Origin of the sequence: Bombella sp. ESL0378 (genome assembly GCF_009725845.1) — a bacterium.
In the GTDB taxonomy this organism is placed as follows: Bacteria; Pseudomonadota; Alphaproteobacteria; order Acetobacterales; family Acetobacteraceae; genus Bombella; species Bombella pollinis.
In genome coordinates, this window is the sequence record NZ_WNIF01000010.1 from 82,420 (window position 1) to 98,682 (window position 16,263).

Annotated in this window: 14 protein-coding genes; 6 read left to right on the plus strand and 8 right to left on the minus strand. The window is 45.0% G+C overall.

The window, feature by feature from the left end; translation table 11 throughout:
* Positions 1–9: 9 nt before the first annotated feature.
* The 3 genes from pqqD to GM556_RS07750 are packed head-to-tail and all read left to right on the plus strand — an operon-like array spanning position 10 to position 2,282.
* Positions 10–306 carry a pyrroloquinoline quinone biosynthesis peptide chaperone PqqD gene (gene pqqD / locus GM556_RS07740; RefSeq protein WP_155572561.1) on the plus strand — a complete coding sequence of 99 codons (297 nt, stop codon included), beginning with the start codon at positions 10–12 and terminating at the stop codon, positions 304–306.
* 23 nt (positions 307–329) lie between these two features.
* On the plus strand, positions 330–1,415 hold the full coding sequence (gene pqqE, locus GM556_RS07745; protein WP_155579814.1) for a pyrroloquinoline quinone biosynthesis protein PqqE: 1,086 nt from the start codon (positions 330–332) through the stop codon (positions 1,413–1,415).
* A 60-nt stretch (positions 1,416–1,475) separates the two neighbouring features.
* Positions 1,476–2,282 (plus strand): polyprenol monophosphomannose synthase, encoded by an 807-nt coding sequence (locus GM556_RS07750; protein WP_155579741.1) that lies wholly within the window; start codon positions 1,476–1,478, stop codon positions 2,280–2,282.
* 13 nt (positions 2,283–2,295) lie between these two features.
* On the opposite strand, the gene rfbD is transcribed toward GM556_RS07750, so the two are convergent.
* From rfbD to rfbB, 4 genes are read right to left on the minus strand one after another with little or no spacing between them, the layout of a single operon-like run.
* Complete coding sequence (gene rfbD / locus GM556_RS07755) at positions 2,296–3,186, minus strand: dTDP-4-dehydrorhamnose reductase (RefSeq protein ID WP_230873350.1); 891 nt, start codon at positions 3,184–3,186, stop codon at positions 2,296–2,298.
* Positions 3,187–3,206: 20 nt separating this feature from the next.
* Positions 3,207–3,767, minus strand: a complete 561-nt coding sequence (rfbC, locus tag GM556_RS07760) for a dTDP-4-dehydrorhamnose 3,5-epimerase (RefSeq protein ID WP_099026559.1) — start codon at positions 3,765–3,767, stop codon at positions 3,207–3,209.
* Between the two features lie 35 nt (positions 3,768–3,802).
* Positions 3,803–4,726 (minus strand): glucose-1-phosphate thymidylyltransferase RfbA, encoded by a 924-nt coding sequence (gene rfbA, locus GM556_RS07765; protein WP_155579742.1) that lies wholly within the window; start codon positions 4,724–4,726, stop codon positions 3,803–3,805.
* On the minus strand, positions 4,723–5,778 hold the full coding sequence (gene rfbB / locus GM556_RS07770) for a dTDP-glucose 4,6-dehydratase (protein WP_155579743.1): 1,056 nt from the start codon (positions 5,776–5,778) through the stop codon (positions 4,723–4,725). The genes rfbA and rfbB overlap by 4 nt, the downstream gene beginning before the upstream one ends.
* Positions 5,779–5,959: 181 nt before the next feature.
* Between rfbB and galE the strand changes: the two genes are divergently transcribed.
* Entirely contained in the window at positions 5,960–6,946 is a 987-nt protein-coding gene (galE, locus tag GM556_RS07775) for a UDP-glucose 4-epimerase GalE (protein ID WP_155579744.1), read from the plus strand.
* On the opposite strand, the gene GM556_RS07780 is transcribed toward galE, so the two are convergent.
* On the minus strand, positions 6,931–8,433 hold the full coding sequence (locus tag GM556_RS07780; protein ID WP_155579745.1) for a hypothetical protein: 1,503 nt from the start codon (positions 8,431–8,433) through the stop codon (positions 6,931–6,933). The genes galE and GM556_RS07780 overlap by 16 nt on opposite strands.
* Before the next feature lie 77 nt (positions 8,434–8,510).
* On the opposite strand from GM556_RS07780, the gene GM556_RS07785 reads away from it, so the two are divergent.
* The gene (locus GM556_RS07785) at positions 8,511–9,995 is read left to right on the plus strand and encodes a glycosyltransferase family 39 protein (RefSeq protein ID WP_155579746.1); all 1,485 of its coding nucleotides are present in this window, start codon (positions 8,511–8,513) and stop codon (positions 9,993–9,995) included.
* A 62-nt stretch (positions 9,996–10,057) separates the two neighbouring features.
* Positions 10,058–11,614: a glucosyltransferase domain-containing protein gene (locus tag GM556_RS07790; protein ID WP_196424793.1), complete on the plus strand. Its 1,557-nt coding sequence runs from the start codon at positions 10,058–10,060 to the stop codon at positions 11,612–11,614.
* 58 nt (positions 11,615–11,672) lie between these two features.
* On the opposite strand, the gene GM556_RS07795 is transcribed toward GM556_RS07790, so the two are convergent.
* The 3 genes from GM556_RS07795 to GM556_RS07805 all read right to left on the minus strand — a co-directional run bounded on the left by GM556_RS07795 (position 11,673) and on the right by GM556_RS07805 (position 16,211).
* Positions 11,673–13,094, minus strand: coding sequence for a hypothetical protein (locus GM556_RS07795; protein ID WP_155579748.1), 1,422 nt, complete (start codon positions 13,092–13,094; stop codon positions 11,673–11,675).
* Between the two features lie 18 nt (positions 13,095–13,112).
* Entirely contained in the window at positions 13,113–14,057 is a 945-nt protein-coding gene (locus tag GM556_RS07800) for a glycosyltransferase family 2 protein (protein WP_155579749.1), read from the minus strand.
* Positions 14,058–14,153: 96 nt separating this feature from the next.
* Positions 14,154–16,211, minus strand: a complete 2,058-nt coding sequence (locus GM556_RS07805; protein WP_155579750.1) for a hypothetical protein — start codon at positions 16,209–16,211, stop codon at positions 14,154–14,156.
* Between the last annotated feature and the right edge of the window lie 52 nt (positions 16,212–16,263).

Genomic DNA, 16,263 nt, shown 5'->3' on the forward strand with positions numbered 1-16,263 from the left:
AAGACCCCTATGCCCAGCCCCGCATCTCCCCCCATCGTGACTGAAGACTCGTGCCCCGGTTTCAGCCGTGGGTATCGCCTCCAACATGATAAAGTGCGGGAGCAATGGGTCATTCAGGCCCCAGAGCGGGCCTTCCTTGCCGATGCAATCGCTGTGGCCATCCTCCAAGAGCTTGATGGCCATACCTCCATCAGCACCATCATCGACCGCCTCGCCGAACGCTATCAAGCCCCACGCGCGCAGATTGCAGCCGATGTTCTCGCCCTTTTATCCGACCTAACTGAAAAGCGGATTCTCCGCCTGTGAGTACACCTCGCCCCCCTGCCCCGATGAGCTTACTGGCAGAGCTGACCCATCGCTGCCCGCTCTCCTGCCCTTATTGCTCCAACCCCCTCGAGCTTGAACGCAAAGCGCAAGAGCTTGAGACGCAAGACTGGCTCCGCGTTTTGGAAGAAGCCGCCGCTATGGGGGTGTTGCAGGTCCATTTTTCTGGCGGGGAGCCTATGGCCCGCCCAGACCTTTATACGCTCATCGCCCATGCGCATAAGCTTAATCTCTATACCAACCTCATTACCTCTGGCGTCCTCATCACCGCTCAAAGCATGAAGCAGCTTGATGAAAGCGGGCTAGACCATGTCCAACTCTCCTTCCAAGACACCGACCATGCAGAGGCCGACCGGCTCAGTGACTTCCCCCAAGTCCAACCCCGTAAACTGGAAGCCGCCCAACTTATCAGGGCGGCGGGGATTCCCCTTACGCTGAACTTCGTCCTCCAAAAAGCTAATATTTTCCGTATTCCTGCCATGTTTGCCCTTGCCCGCCAGCTTGATGCCCAACGGGTGGAGATGGCTCATACGCAATATTACGGTTGGGCTCTCAAAAACCGCGCTGCCTTGCTCCCCTCCCGCGCACAGCTAGAGGAAGCCGCACATTATGTCGCGCAGGAGGAGGCCAAAGGCGGCTTAGCCATTGACTACGTCACACCCGATTATTATGCCGACCGCCCCAAACCCTGCATGGGCGGTTGGGGGCAACGCTTCCTCAATATTTCACCCTCTGGCCATGTTCTGCCCTGCCATGCAGCAGAGACCATCCCCGCCCTCCACTTTGACTCCGTGCGGGAGCGGTCCCTTAGCGATATTTGGTATCACTCCCGCGCTTTTACCCTCTTTCGTGGCACAGCATGGATGCCAGAGCCCTGCGCCTCTTGCGCACGCAAAGAGATTGACTGGGGCGGCTGCCGCTGCCAAGCCCTCGCCCTGCTCGGCGATGCCACACAAACCGACCCTGTTTGCACCCTCTCCCCCCACCGTCATCTCATTGATGACGCCATTGCCGAAGCCGAAAAAACCGACACTCAACACTTTATGTACCGCCGCATGGGGGCTGCCTCTTTGCAGAAAACACGCCCCTAACCTTGCACTCCCCAGATAGACTCCCTAAGAGGGGGCATCTCCCCCTTTATGGACCCCAGCATGAACGCCCCAGATATCAGCATCATCATCCCCTGCTATAATGAGGTCGAGAATGTCGCTCCTCTGGTAGAGGCTCTTGAGGGCGTTCTAACAGATGTGGCGTGGGAAGTTGTTTTTGTTGATGATAACTCCCCCGATGGCACGATGAAGGCCGTTCGCAAGCTGGCAGAAACAAAACCTTATGTGCGCGGCATCCTGCGCATTGGGCGGCGTGGGCTATCCTCCGCTGTGATTGAAGGGGCTTTAAGTGCCTCCGCCCCCATCATCGCTGTGATGGATGGTGACCTCCAACATGATGAAACCTGCTTGCGTGAGATGATCACGGCCCTCCAAACCGACCGTGCCGACATTGCGGTTGCGAGCCGTCATATCAAAGGGGGAAGTAATGAGGGCCTCTCCAACGGGTGGCGGCGTTTCCTCTCCAATGCGGGCATCTGGGCAGCACAATGGCTCCTAAACGTCCCCCTCACCGACCCGATGAGCGGCTTTTTCGCCGTCAAGCGCACGGTCTTTACACAACGTGCCCCTTTCCTCGATGGCCATGGCTTTAAAATCCTGCTGGACCTCATGATTGCGCGGAAGGAGCCGCTTCGCATCCATGAAGTCCCCATGACATTCCGCAATCGCGCTCATGGGGAGAGCAAGCTAGATTCCAGCGTCATGTTCATTTTTGCGCAAAATCTGGCTAAGAATAGCTTCCGCCGCCGCCCCGCCCTCGCTTATGGGGCCGTAGGCTTAGCTGGGCTTGGCATAGCAGTGGGGCTTAAAGCTCTATGCACCCGCTGCCGCCATTCATCATCCTCATAAACCAACCACGCGCTTAGGCGGGTTTATGCAACAACGCCTTCACCACGCGCGCCACGCTCTCCTGCCAATGCGGCAAACGCACCCCAAAAACACGCTGAAGCTTGCTATTATCCAGCCGGGAATCCGCAGGACGTGCCGCCGGAGTTGGCCAATCTGCTGTTGTGATAGCCTCCATCCCCGGCATAGGCTGACCATATTGTACCGCTTGCTCTAGCGCATAATGAGCCAGCTCATACCATGTGGCCTCACCAGCCCCACTCGCATGGAAGATACCCGCATAAGCATCCTGCCAACCTGTCTCTTCAATTTTGCGCAGAATCTCTAAAATAACGGCCGCTAAATCATCCGATGATGTTGGATTCCCCCTCTGGTCCCCCACAACGCGCAGATGAGGAGCCTTTGCACCCGCATTGAGCATCGTTTTTACAAAGTTCTTCCCATGGTCGGAATACACCCATGCCGTCCGCAAAATAATGCTACGCGGTTGGGCCTGCAACACGGCAGCCTCTCCCTCGGCCTTGGTCCTCCCATAAGCCGTTACAGGATGAATCGGATCACTCTCTTTATACGGGGCCCCTTTTGTGCCATCAAACACATAATCCGTTGAAACATGAATCAACGGGATACCCCGTTTTGCAGCCTCCTCGGCCAAACGCGCAGGCCCTGTATGGTTGCCCTGCTTAGCCGCCTCTTGCTCACTCTCGGCAAGGTCCACCGCCGTCCACGCCGCTGCATTGACGATGAAGGCCGGTTTATGCGCGTCAATCACCTGCGCTAGGCTCTCTGGCTGTTGCAAATCCGCCTCTGGCCGACCCACCGCAACAACACGCTCTCCTCCCAGCTTCTGCAAAGAGGTCGCCAACTGGCCCGTACGACCAATGACAAGAATAGAAGGCTTAGCCATAATCCGTTCCTCCGCTGCCATTATTTGTAGGAAAACCAGCCCTTTGCGGCTTCAAACGCCGGGGCTTGCTCATCCTTTTCGGACAATACAGCCGCCCCACGCTCTACCGGCCATTCAATACCAATCTGCTCACAATCCCACCGAACAGACCGCTCAGAGGCCTTATCGTAAAAGCCGGTGCATTTATATTGCACCTCTGTATTCTCCTCAAGCGTAACAAAACCATGCAAAAACCCAACGGGCAACCAAAGCTGTGCCCAATTCTCAGCGGAAAGCTCCGCCCCGACCCATTGCCCATAAGTCGGCGAGCCTGTGCGTGCATCCACCGCGACATCCCAAATCGCCCCGCGCGTTACACGCACTAATTTACCCTGCCCATAAGGCTCTAATTGACAATGCAACCCCCGCACGACGCCTTTCTGGCGCGAAAGGCTCTGATTATCCTGCACAAAAACCTCAGGAATCCCCGCCTCTGCCATAGCCTTTTGGTTATATGTCTCCGAGAAAAACCCTCGATGATCCCCAAAGCGCGCGGGGGTTACTTTCAAAATACCGGGGAGGGATAATGCCTCAACCTTCATCACATTGCTCCTCATTTACCTTATTCATGCCACCCTTAAAGGGTTGATGGTCCATATTCTGCCGCAACATGCAGCAACGTTTGCCCTAAGGGCGTCTTAGCCATTTTCTGCCCTGTGGCGATCAATCTCTCACGCGGGATGAAACCCATCCGATAAGCCGCCTCTGTTGGCGAGCCCACCAGTAATCCTTGGCGGGATTGAATCGCCTGCACAAACGTCCCCGCTTGCATCAAACTATCAGGCGTTCCCGCATCCAACCACGCACAACCACGGGCTAGCCGGTCCACCTCTAGCGTCCCTTCTGCTAGATAGATGCGGTTCAGGTCCGTAATTTCCAACTCACCACGGGCACTTGGTTTCACCTGACGTGCAAACTCACAAACCCGCTCATCATAGAAATAAAGCCCCGTCACCGCCCAATGAGATGGCGGATTAATCGGCTTTTCTACAATATCCACCGCACGGCCTGTCTCATCAAAGGAGACAACGCCATACCGCTCTGGGTCCCGTACTTGATAAGAAAACACCGTTGCCCCATGCGGACGGCACGCCGCATCCCGCAACATATGCTCCAACCCATCTGCAAAAATCAGATTATCACCAAGAATCAACGCACAAGGTGAGCCTGCAATCCAATCCTCAGCAATCTGAAATGCCTGTGCGATCCCTTCCGGCTTAGGCTGAATACGATAGGTAAAGCTCACCCCAAATTGCTCACCACTGCCCAATAAACGCTGAAACTGCGCTTGGTCCTCCGGCGTTGTGATGATCATAATCTCCCGTATCCCTGCCAAAATCAGGGTCGTAAGCGGGTAGTAAATCATCGGCTTATCATAAACAGGCAAGAGCTGCTTGGAGGCCGCCAAAGTCATTGGGTATAAGCGCGTCCCAGAACCACCAGAAAGCAGAATCCCTTTTGTAACATGCTGCTTTTTAGGGTTAGCCTGTGTATGTCTCATTTCTGTACTCCCAGCCGCTGCCCGTCATAACGCTGCTCGCGCAAACGCTGCCACCAGGCTTTGTGCTCTAAATACCACTGGATTGTCCGGCGCAGCCCGGTCTCAAAATCATGCTCGGCCTTCCACTCCAAACAGGTCTCGGCATGGCTTGGGTCAATCTCATAACGGAAATCGTGCCCCGGCCGGTCACTAACAAAAGAAATCAACCGTTCTCGTGGCCCGGCTGGGTCTGGCGCAAGCTCATCCAAAATAGCGCATATTTGCCGCACAACATCGAGATTCTTACGCGGCTGACGGGCACCAATAGCGTAAGTCTCCCCCGGTTTGCCACGCTCCACAGCCCGCACCAACGCCGCAGCGTGGTCCTCCACAAATAACCAATCCCGAATATTCTCCCCCTTGCCATAAACCGGCAAAGGCCGCCCCTCTAATGCATTAATAATCATCAAGGGGATGAGCTTCTCTGGAAAGTGCCATGGCCCGTAATTATTGGTCGTATTGGTCACAAAAGCTGGGAAGCCATAAGTATGATACCATGCCCGCACTAAATGATCCGATGCCGCCTTGCTGGCCGAATAGGGGCTACGTGGGTCATAGGCTGTCTCCTCCGTAAAAGGAGGGGCCTCAGGCTCCAGATGGCCAAACACTTCATCTGTTGAAATATGAAGGAAACGGAACCCCGCCTTTTTAGCACCCTCTAACCCTAACCAATACTGGCGCGCCGCCTCTAATAAACAATAAGTGCCGACAACATTAGTCTGAATAAAAGCCCCCGGCCCATCAATCGAACGGTCCACATGGCTTTCCGCCGCCAAATGCATAATCGCATCTGGCTGAAACGCCGCTAACGCACGCTCCACCGCATTTTGATTGTTAATCGAGATGGCTTCATGCCTATAACGCGGCTGCGTCGCCACCTCTGCTACTGTCTCTTCAGAGGCAGCATACGTCATACAATCAATATTCAGAACCTGATGAGATGTCTTTCTCAAGAGATGCCGTATCACAGCAGACCCAATGAAACCACATCCTCCCGTTACAACAATCTTCATTCCGTCCCTTTCCTACATCCCTCATTAACTTAGGAGAAGCATATCTCACATTACTGACCAGACCTTAACAGCTTATCGCTGCAATAGCGTATTGTCACACAACAAGCACCCTCTTTCTTTTTCCATCGTAACACCATACCCTTCCCCCACAGCTTAACAATGCAAAGGAAGCCTCCCCGCTATGCGTTATCTTGTTACAGGTGGAGCCGGTTTTGTCGGTAGCCATGTGGCTCTCGCTCTCATAGAGCATGGCCACCACGTCACCATTTTAGATAATCTTAGCACCGGCCACCGCGCCGCCATCCCAACTGGAGCTCAATTCCACGAGGTTGATCTTCTAGACACGAATCGTCTTAACACCATCCTAGCAAACGGCCCTTGGGATGGCGTATTACATTTTGCAGCACTTTCTTTGGTCGGAGCCTCTATGGCGACACCGTACCATTACCTGCGCCAAAATATGCTAACATCCCTTAATTTAATTGAAGGCTGCGTCCGCTATAACGTCCCGCGCTTCCTATTCTCCTCCACAGCGGCCTTATTTAATAATCAAGGTAACACCCCTCTCTCTGAAGACTCACCCATTAATCCCGGCTCCCCCTATGGGGAAAGCAAATTCCTCATCGAGCGCGCCCTTAACTGGGCCGAGAGAATACACGGCCTCCGCTATGGCTGCCTACGTTACTTCAACGCTGCCGGGGCAGATGCCAAAGGCCGCCTCGGTGAGGACCATCAGCCCGAAACCCATCTCATCCCCCTCGCGCTAGATTCTGCTTTAGGCCGCCGTCCGCCTCTCAAGCTTTTTGGCAATGACTACCCAACACCAGATGGCACCTGCATCCGCGATTACGTTCATGTTAGCGATTTAGCCGAAGCACATATCCTCACTCTCAATCGCCTTGATACTGGTTCAGTAACCTACAATCTCGGTACAGGGCAGGGCTTTAGTAATTTGAATATCCTCAAAGCAATCGAAACAGTAACGGGAAGAGAGTTACCCTGGGATTGGGCCCCTCGCCGTGAGGGGGACCCTGCCATTTTGGTCACCGACCCCACGCGCATCCGTACAGAGCTTGGCTGGCAACCCCGTTACACCAAAATTGAAGATATTATAGAAACTGCCTTCCGCTGGCGGCTTGCCCACCCTAATGGCTATAGGGGCTTATAACTAAGCAACAGCATATGGCCTTGCCCTGTGAAGACGGGGCGATAGCCTGCTTTTTGCAACCATCCATCAAAATAAGTGCTTTTTGTACGATAAGCATCAGGTGCCCCATAAAGCTGCACAAACGCAACCTTATGATTCATGATGAACGCCTGTACCGGGTAAGGTCCCCCTCCGACCTTTAAAGCCTCTGCCAGATTAAACATATCAACCGGATAAGTCGCATGCGCCCAATAACATAACGCCATATCCGTGCATAATGTATCGTCTTTATGAGCCTGCATCAGCCGGATATTCTCAGCCCATGATGCCTCTTTTTCATGAATAGATACAATATCATGATAAAAGCTCACCCCCCGTATAGGCACAAGAAACATTAATGACAGCGACATAGTGGCGCACATATAAGACATCACGCCCCCACATCGCGCATCATTTAATAATGTCGCAAGCCCTATCCCACATAAAAGCGTCCCCGCCACAAGCACATCAAACATGCTATTATAATCTACACCCGCCCCCATTGATCCCATTAACCCAAAAAAGAGAGCGAACATCAAAAACAACAATGCAAATACAATATTATCATGTATTCTTATTTTTTTTCTGTAATAAATCGCTACCCCAATACCAGATACAACAATACCCACCATCAATAAGAGCGCTTTCACCCCATGCACAATACGCCCTAGCCGCACCGTCCGCTTATGCGAAAACACATCATGGAAAAAAGACATCCCATATGCTTGATAACAAATAGAAAACCCTATTCCGAGGCATATAACTAACATACTCGCCCATAAAAATGCCTTTTTCTTATCTAAAAAAAACATCCATACACATAGAGCTGACGGCAAAGCCACTAAATTATGTTTAGTAAATCCACCCAATACAATAAACAGAACACTTAATAAGAGACGCCACCATACAAAACTAACGCGCCCAGACGAAAATAAAACATAAACCCCAACCAACATAAGACATTGCGCCAACCATTGAGGGTCATTCATTCCAAAATAATTATAAAATGCTGTATTCATGGTTGCCAGAAATATAAGAGATCCCGCCCAACCAGATAGCGCACTCCTCGTCATAATATTTATTAAACGTTGCATAATAATAGATGATAAAATTATGGACAAACAGGAAATTATACGCCCTACAATGATGGCATCTCCACCTAATTTTATCACCCACCCAAAGATAAAAAAGGATAATGGAGGATAATTATTAAATATAAATCCCGTTTCAGACGAATATAGCTGATGCCCGCCTACCCCTATCCCCCAGCCCGCTAACAGGGCATTCCACCCCTCATTATAATCCAGCGCAACATGATGGAACATCACAGCCCCTGTGCGTAAACAGGTGAGTAAAAACACTACGCACCACATCAAGCTCCATAGTCCTAAAATAACTTTTTTTCTTGCTGTGCTAGACATTAAATCTCTACCTACTATCCTCATATTCCTAATTTTAAGCTTTATCATGCCCTCTCTACATGATATACGCATCACCCGCTACATTTTTCGATGTATAACATACCCTCTTAAAGAATCAGACCTTTATGCGCTCCTTTTTAAATGCGTCCCCCTTAAAAAAAACTTTAGATAATTGGTATTTTCTCTATTTTTGTTTGCTCCTCGTTGCATATTTATCCCGCGCTGCCCTTTTAGGTAATCCTTTTATCTTTTTTGATGAAGAGTTTTACCTTTTTGTTGGGGGGCGCATGCTCCACGGCGATCTCCCTTATGTCGATATCTGGGATAGAAAACCTATTGGCATTTTCCTTATTTATGAGTTTTTTCATCTTTTTGGCCCCTATCGCATCTGGGCTTACCAGATAGGTGCACTCCTTAGCGCGTGGCTGACCTCTATTTTTTGCCTTAAAATTGCCCGCTCCATCGCCCCAATTGGTGGAGCCTTCTGTGCAGGGTGCCTTTACCTTATTTGGAGTGTTGGCTTTGGCGGCATGGGAGGGCAATCCCCTATTTTTTATAATACACTCATCACAGCGGCTATATTGATTATACTCCAAGGACTGCAAAAAAGAACAGTTAAAAACCTCACAATATCCGGATGGGTTAGTATGGTTTTATTTGGTCTATCCATACAAATAAAACCTACCGTTGCTTTTGAGGGGATATATGTTGCACTTTTCCTTCTATATATTTTGTATAAACATAATATAAAGATTCTCACCCTTTTTATAACAGCTTTTGGCTGGAGTATTACAGCTCTTCTACCATCATTCTGTGTCATCGTTACATATGCTTCTTTAGGACATCTCTCTGAGTGGTGGTTTGCTAATGTAATCTCTATATTTCTAAAACAAGACCCACCCCATAATACCCTCATTTCATTGTGGCATTGGGCTCATTGGGGAATAATTCTAGGCGTTCTTTTTGTCAGTACTATAGGGGGGCGTTTTCTACTTCTTAAAGCGCGCCCCAATAATATACTTCATATCTTTATTATGGGCTGGGCCTTTACCGCATTCCTAGGGTTTTTCATATTCGGCAGCTTTGCAACACATTACGCCCTTCCCCTCTTTGCGCCATTCTTTATCAATGCAGCCCCTCTTTGGTCTGCTAAAGTAGGTCGCCTATGGCTTACATTTTTAACCGGTTTTGGCGCAGTATGCGCTTACTACAGCACAGAGAAAGTACTTAGCAATGGCTCCCAAAAGGACCTGACAACCATCACACAATTACTCTCATCAGCTCCCGGTTGCGTTCTAATGGATCACGGCCCCGATATTATCCTTGATGCATTACCTCATTATTGCCCCGTGACGACCTTACCTTTCTCCTGGCATCTCGACTCCGCGCCGGAAAGAAAGGCCCTCCCCCTTGACCCAACAACAGAAATCAAGAGAATCTTTCAGACGCCTCCACGCTATATCATCCTAGATAGCGATGTTAAGGACTATAGTGGTGGGAATATAGATGTTATTAATATCGTACATGAGCATATAATGGCATCCTACCATGAAATATATCGCCATAAACGCCGTAAGGATGATAATATACTAATCTATATGCATAATTGATGTCCATTCCCTATGGTATAATCTCTCTCATATAGGTCTAGCCAACATAGAGGACTATGAAAATGCCCCCTCTCTCTTATAAGTACTCTGAAACATCTATACGCTTTCTCATCTTCCTATCTATCTTGGGGTTGTTCTTATACCCTATCCTCCACGGCAATTTTTATTATCCAGATGACTATTATCGCTCTGCCACTGGGGATATTTCATGCACACAAACAGGCCGCTTTCTTGCCCAACTTATCTTTATTACTATAAATGCAAGCAATATAGCATATGATTTATCTCCACTCCTCCAAGTATTAGCAATTATCTTTCTCTCCTTTTCTCTTGCGTCTCTATCATTAAAATGGAAATTAAATCGTACATCTTCAGCTTTAGCTTTAAGCCTTACTGTCTGTACACCTTTCTTTCTTCAAGACTTATCCTATCGCTTCGATAGCCTCACTATAAGCATGGCATTATCATGCATAATATGGTTTTTTATTTTAGAAAAAACATTTACCTCTTCCTATAAAAAAATATTATTTAAATCAATATTATTGTTAGCTGCACTTAATCTTTATCAACCGACATTGAATACATTTTTAATATTTTCAATAACTGAGTCATTATTTATATTGTATGATAAAAATGCTAGATATTCCATTCGCTCCCTTGTAGCGAATATATTATATCTCCCAATCCCGCTTATTATTTACAAATGTGAAGTAATCTTTAGAAAAGACGAGAGTTACGCATCACTTCACGCTCAATTCACACATAATTCATTCATAATCCTAAACAATATTCGAAAGTTATTGAAATATGCCTTCCTAGAATTTGGTATCCATGGCGGAGGACTAGAAATCCTTTTAGGAATCTTCTTGATAATTGGCGTGACGAACCTTCTTTATACTTTCTACAAAAAGGGTAAACTTCCATATCTCTCCTTATCTCTATTTTATATTATTCTTTCTATTTGTTCCTTAGCAGGATTTCTCTCACTTTTAAGATATCCTGTCTTTGATATGCGCGTTTTCATAGCAAATGGTGCATTCCTTTCTATTTTCATGCTATTCTTTATAGGGAGAGGAGCCTCATTTCAGAAAACCCCCATTAAAATACTCCTAGCCAGCTGGGTACTCCTCATCCAAATGACATTTTCAACACAATGGGGAAATGCCATTGCAGCTCAAACTGAACTTAACGAAGCTATAGCCAGCAATATTGTCAATGATATTTATATCCTTTCCAAACAACGTCCTGTTTTCATCCGTATTGAAGCCCAACATAAAACAGTCAATAACATCACGACAATCGCTACCCAGACGGATGATGGTATTCTTGATGTCCCTGTTCCATTTATTACTAAAAAGATATGGCTGGCACGGCGCGCTATATTTGACCATAATGTAATTTATGATCCACTTGGAGAGTTCATCCTGAAAAAGCATGACCTCCAGAGCAATGCCACGTATTTCCGCTCTATCGACGAAAGCCCCCAATTTCCCTTTGCTCTAGCCCAAAGCATATATGAGCATTGTTCATATGAGGCCATGCGTGCCAATAGGTATTACAATATCTATAAAAAAGGGAGCTATATCCTCGTTGACTTCTCCCATAAATGTAACGAATAGACCCCATATAAAAGGAGCAGCCCCTTACATTATGGGACTGCTCCTCTAGGCTTCATTCTCACTTAAAGATTTTGTGGTAGTAATAATATCCAACCCCATGCGGCATGTATGGATAACATGGTCCCAACTCAGAGAATCCATATAAAAGAGAATTAAAATTAGATACTAAAACACTAACTACAATAAGTGCCATCAATATTTTCTTAAGATATGGAACGTCACTCTTATACCTAACAATATAAATAAGCCCCAACGCTCCCAATAGAATAATGTCCGGATAAAACTCCGCCCGATACCGGTAATTCATACTAATCGCTATCATCATCAAAAAAGCAGGGATACCTAATGATATAATGACTGCTCCAACCAACAATCGATGAAAAGAGAATATATCCTTCCTCCTATTAAATAAAAGAGTCCATAGGAAAATGCCCCCACAGAGCATCATGAACCCATCTGTTAAAAAGAAACTACTCGCAGGTAACTCATTCGCGTCAATTAGTTTGGTAAATTGCTGTTGAAACAGAAACGTCCCATCATGTTTTTGGAAAACCCATATAGGAAAAAAGAAATATATGAAACCCAAATAAAACCTATGAATATTAAATAATCCATATAATTTTGTTCTAAAAAGACGGTCAGGATACTCAATATTATATAAATATAAGTTATAATTCGCAAATGTTAGAGGGTTCCCCCACCTCTCATAATTAACATAAGCCGTAATGACTATCCCAAGCCCGGATAAAACAACTGGCAGCAGAATCAACTTTATTGAGCCTGTTAAATCCTTCTGCTTTGATTTTAAACAAGCCTTATACGTGAAATACACTAAAAAACACAATAAAGCAGCATATAAGCCAATCCCCATAGAGACACGCGTCAACAACGCACCACTAGCAGCAATCGCCATAGAAGGGCCAGCTTGCCGCCAATAGGTCTCATCAAATATTGTTTGTATAGCGGAATATATAAACCATCCCGCAAAAGCTAATGACCAAAAACAAACCTCTTGATACAATTTATGCTCGAAAAAACATACTTGCTCACCTGAGAAAGCAAATACAATGGCCAAGCTTACAGAGGCCCATCGCGCTTCTTGAAAAAACTTGCAAGACAAAAAATCCCATATCCTATAATTAAAGAACAGTATAATAAGAAGAGCAATTATAGATGAAAGGCGCGTTATATCCAAATGAAGCCCATTAGGAAATAATAAAATAGGTATTCTTAAAAAGGCAGGAAAAATACCCCAATAAGCATATACTCTGCCATCACGCAGAAACCCCTCCTCTTGCACGGTCCATGGGGCAACATCAAATTTCCCATGAAGCATATGTTCCATCATACTATTGAACGTTAACCTTACCCCCTCCTCTCTATATTCAACCGGAAAATGAGACCAACTTAGAATACTCACAACACTCCACAACGCAGAGAATATCCATATAAGTGAAATTATATTCTTCTTTGTTATCATATCTATTATCTCCTTCTCCTATTTTTTCTCTAAGAATTTTATTGGATAAGAAAGGTAAGCTAAGTATTTCTTTTCCTTCCGGGCAATAGCTACTGTATCTAATATTAAACCACATACAAAACTTAAAAAAGATAATATAATAAGCGATACAGATAATATTGCCGTAGGAAGCCTAGGAACAATGCCATGATCTAAATAAAATGATATTATAGGCCAGCCTAGAGAAATACCGGAAACAAATAAAATAAATGCAATAATCGAGAAAAGAGAAAAAGGTTTCTCAAGCCTCACGATATTAACGATAGTGCCTAATATTCTTATACCATCTTGATATGTTTTCAATTTAGAGACACTCCCTTGAGGGCGTTCTACATACTTTGTAGGTATTTCCCCTATAGGCAAACCAAGCCCCAAAGCATGAATGGTAAACTCCGTCTCAATTTCAAAGCCTCTTGATAACGATGGGAAAGACTTAACAAAACGCTTTGAAAAAACACGATAACCTGACAGCATATCCGTAAGACGACGCCCAAATATCAACGTCACTAACCCTGTTAGCAACTTATTGCCTAAAACATGGCCACGCCGATAAGCTGCCTTCTGTGTTGTAACACGCGCCCCATTTACCATGTCCAGCCCCTGCTCATACGCCATCTTCAAAAGTTTAGGGGCCGCCTCAACCTCATACGTTGCATCGCCATCAACAAGTACATAGAAATCTGCCTCTATGTCCGAAAACATGCGCCGGACAACATGTCCCTTCCCTTGCAAGGTCTCAGTACGTACAATAGCCCCAGCATATCGGGCGACATCTATAGTTTTATCAGTAGAATTATTATCATAAACATAAATCGGGACATCCCTCATAACCTCCCGAAATGAACGAACAACCTGTCCTATAGCCATTTCTTCATTATAACACGGTATTAAAATAGCTATTTTTATATCATCGTAACTCTTCATATATCACCCTCTACAAACACCTCTCACAAGAAAAATTCTAATTATCATATAAGTATTAAACAACCACTACCTGCATGAAAACAATACACCATAACCTCATCCTCCATGATCCAGCACTTTAACCCGATACATCCTTATCCCATTAACCGGTTTTTGTTTTGCCTTGTAATTAAGAATATGGAATTGATAGTCCAAACTATTTTGACCTGGCTCAATGGGAAGTTCTAAATAATAGATAGATTCATGTGATGGCACCACCCACTGCGCTACTACCTTACCTCTATAAAGAACATCTACAGGTAATTGATCCATTTTATTTGAAGAAAGATGCACCCACATTCTCACTAGAGTGGAAGACCTATCTAAAACCGGCACATGGACAGTTGCATATTCCTCCGTAGTCACCACTCCATGCTTGGCCCACTCCCAACCATCAACCGAAATAAGGTTATTACCATTCAGCTCTATTTCTGGATAAAAATCTTTCCACGACAACACCGAATCATAAGATATACTCAGAGGTTTCTTCCAATTTTCAACATTAATATCATATGGCAGATTCATTTTGTTCCCTGCATATACAAAAAATGTAACCTGATGTTTTTGCTTTATGTAGAGTGGTGAACCAAACTGATTCAGAACAGCTTCTCTACATGATGGATATGGAGGACAGACTCTATCATCACCTAGGTTAGTCAGAACAAAAACCCACTTCTGTGAAGACGGCACGTGATACCAATTTGGAGACGTCCAAATCGTCGGTAAGAATCCATGATAATCCATCGTATAAAGAAGAGGACGCACAACTTTCTCATAATGACTTTTCCATGTGATAGTATGCGCTTCCACCCCCCAATAGTCTCCGTAAGCATACTGAATCTGTTCATTATTTAAAAATGAAATCACTTCATTCTCTACATCAAAGGATGATAAAAGAGCAGGCCCCTTCCAAACGCTTTTATTGCTCAAAATACTAGCTGATAGAAATAAAAAACCCAAAGCATAAAACTTCTTACGGATACTCGGATCCATTGACTTCCACGGCAACAAGCATACACATATAATCAAAGCATAGTATATATTGACAATGTATCTTGCCAGACGGATGTTATTAACACCTTTAAACACAACGGAGGCTGAAAAAATGCCTAAAATTGACAAAATAAACAATATAAAAACAAACAAATTCTCTCTTTCAAAAAAAATATATTTTCTTTTTATCGACCTGATGAGTGCATAGACTATGGAAAAGAAAATAAAAAAGTTTATAACCATTGCTATATAGTACAACAAAATATTTCTTTTTTCTTCACTCAACAAAATACTGTAAAAATTATTAAAGTTAAGAAGCGGAATAAAATTGAAATAATAAGACACAGAAGCTGAGGTAAAAATAATAGACTTCCACGAAAGATTAACACTTGTAAAACCTTTTTTGTATATTGCACTTATAGGGAACAATCCCAAACAATGCGTTTCAGAAAAAATAATTACAAAAAGTCCTATAAAAAACCATACTGTATAGAACAACCTTTTCCGACCAGATTCTAAAAAGAACATTATAAATGACGAAATGATTATTGGAAGAACAAATACTGGCAACATCCACGGATCAGAAAAAGATGAAAGAGAGAAAACAACTCCAGAAAGAATAAGAAAAAAAATATTTTGTTTTCTAATCGAAAGAAAGCACAATAAAACTCCAAACAATCCCCAAAGCATCGAAGCATTGTGTGCTACTGAGTATAACAAGAACCCACCACGCCCTAACGCAATTTGTGGTGCAGCTAATATTAAAGCCCCACACCAAAGTCCTTGATTTAGACTAGAAAGCTTAAAAACCAAAAGTCCGGCAAAAAAAGCCGTAAGACAAAAAACAACAGCACCCAACACAAGGAGAAGCGTTGATTGTTCACCAAAAAAATGAAATACAATTCCATACGGAATAATAATCGAAAAAAACCAATTATCTATTGGAAAATGAAATGTTTTAAGGGCACTCCATCCCTCCGTTAGAAAGTATCTAATCATGACAGGAAAAACAGCTATATCGCTATCAACTTTCCAAAGAGAGAAGACCCCCCTATACGCAACAAATACTCCATAAATTATTAAAATAATAGGTAATATACTACTTTTTTTTACCTTTTCCATAACTCATTACCTTATTCTTAGAGAGAGCGAGGCTTTTGTAATACATTTTAAT

Bases quoted from the DNA above. Each gene is read 5' to 3' on its own strand.
- GM556_RS07780 (WP_155579745.1), bottom strand. From the start codon at position 8,433: ATGATAAAGCTTAAAATTAGGAATATGAGGATAGTAGGTAGAGATTTA.
- pqqD (WP_155572561.1), top strand. From the start codon at position 10: ATGCCCAGCCCCGCATCTCCCCCCATCGTGACTGAAGACTCGTGCCCC.
- rfbB (WP_155579743.1), bottom strand. From the start codon at position 5,778: ATGAAGATTGTTGTAACGGGAGGATGTGGTTTCATTGGGTCTGCTGTG.
- GM556_RS07790 (WP_196424793.1), top strand. From the start codon at position 10,058: ATGCCCCCTCTCTCTTATAAGTACTCTGAAACATCTATACGCTTTCTC.
- pqqE (WP_155579814.1), top strand. From the start codon at position 330: ATGAGCTTACTGGCAGAGCTGACCCATCGCTGCCCGCTCTCCTGCCCT.
- rfbC (WP_099026559.1), bottom strand. From the start codon at position 3,767: ATGAAGGTTGAGGCATTATCCCTCCCCGGTATTTTGAAAGTAACCCCC.
- rfbA (WP_155579742.1), bottom strand. From the start codon at position 4,726: ATGAGACATACACAGGCTAACCCTAAAAAGCAGCATGTTACAAAAGGG.
- GM556_RS07795 (WP_155579748.1), bottom strand. From the start codon at position 13,094: ATGATAACAAAGAAGAATATAATTTCACTTATATGGATATTCTCTGCG.
- GM556_RS07785 (WP_155579746.1), top strand. From the start codon at position 8,511: ATGCGCTCCTTTTTAAATGCGTCCCCCTTAAAAAAAACTTTAGATAAT.
- galE (WP_155579744.1), top strand. From the start codon at position 5,960: ATGCGTTATCTTGTTACAGGTGGAGCCGGTTTTGTCGGTAGCCATGTG.
- GM556_RS07750 (WP_155579741.1), top strand. From the start codon at position 1,476: ATGAACGCCCCAGATATCAGCATCATCATCCCCTGCTATAATGAGGTC.
- GM556_RS07800 (WP_155579749.1), bottom strand. From the start codon at position 14,057: ATGAAGAGTTACGATGATATAAAAATAGCTATTTTAATACCGTGTTAT.
- GM556_RS07805 (WP_155579750.1), bottom strand. From the start codon at position 16,211: ATGGAAAAGGTAAAAAAAAGTAGTATATTACCTATTATTTTAATAATT.
- rfbD (WP_230873350.1), bottom strand. From the start codon at position 3,186: ATGGCTAAGCCTTCTATTCTTGTCATTGGTCGTACGGGCCAGTTGGCG.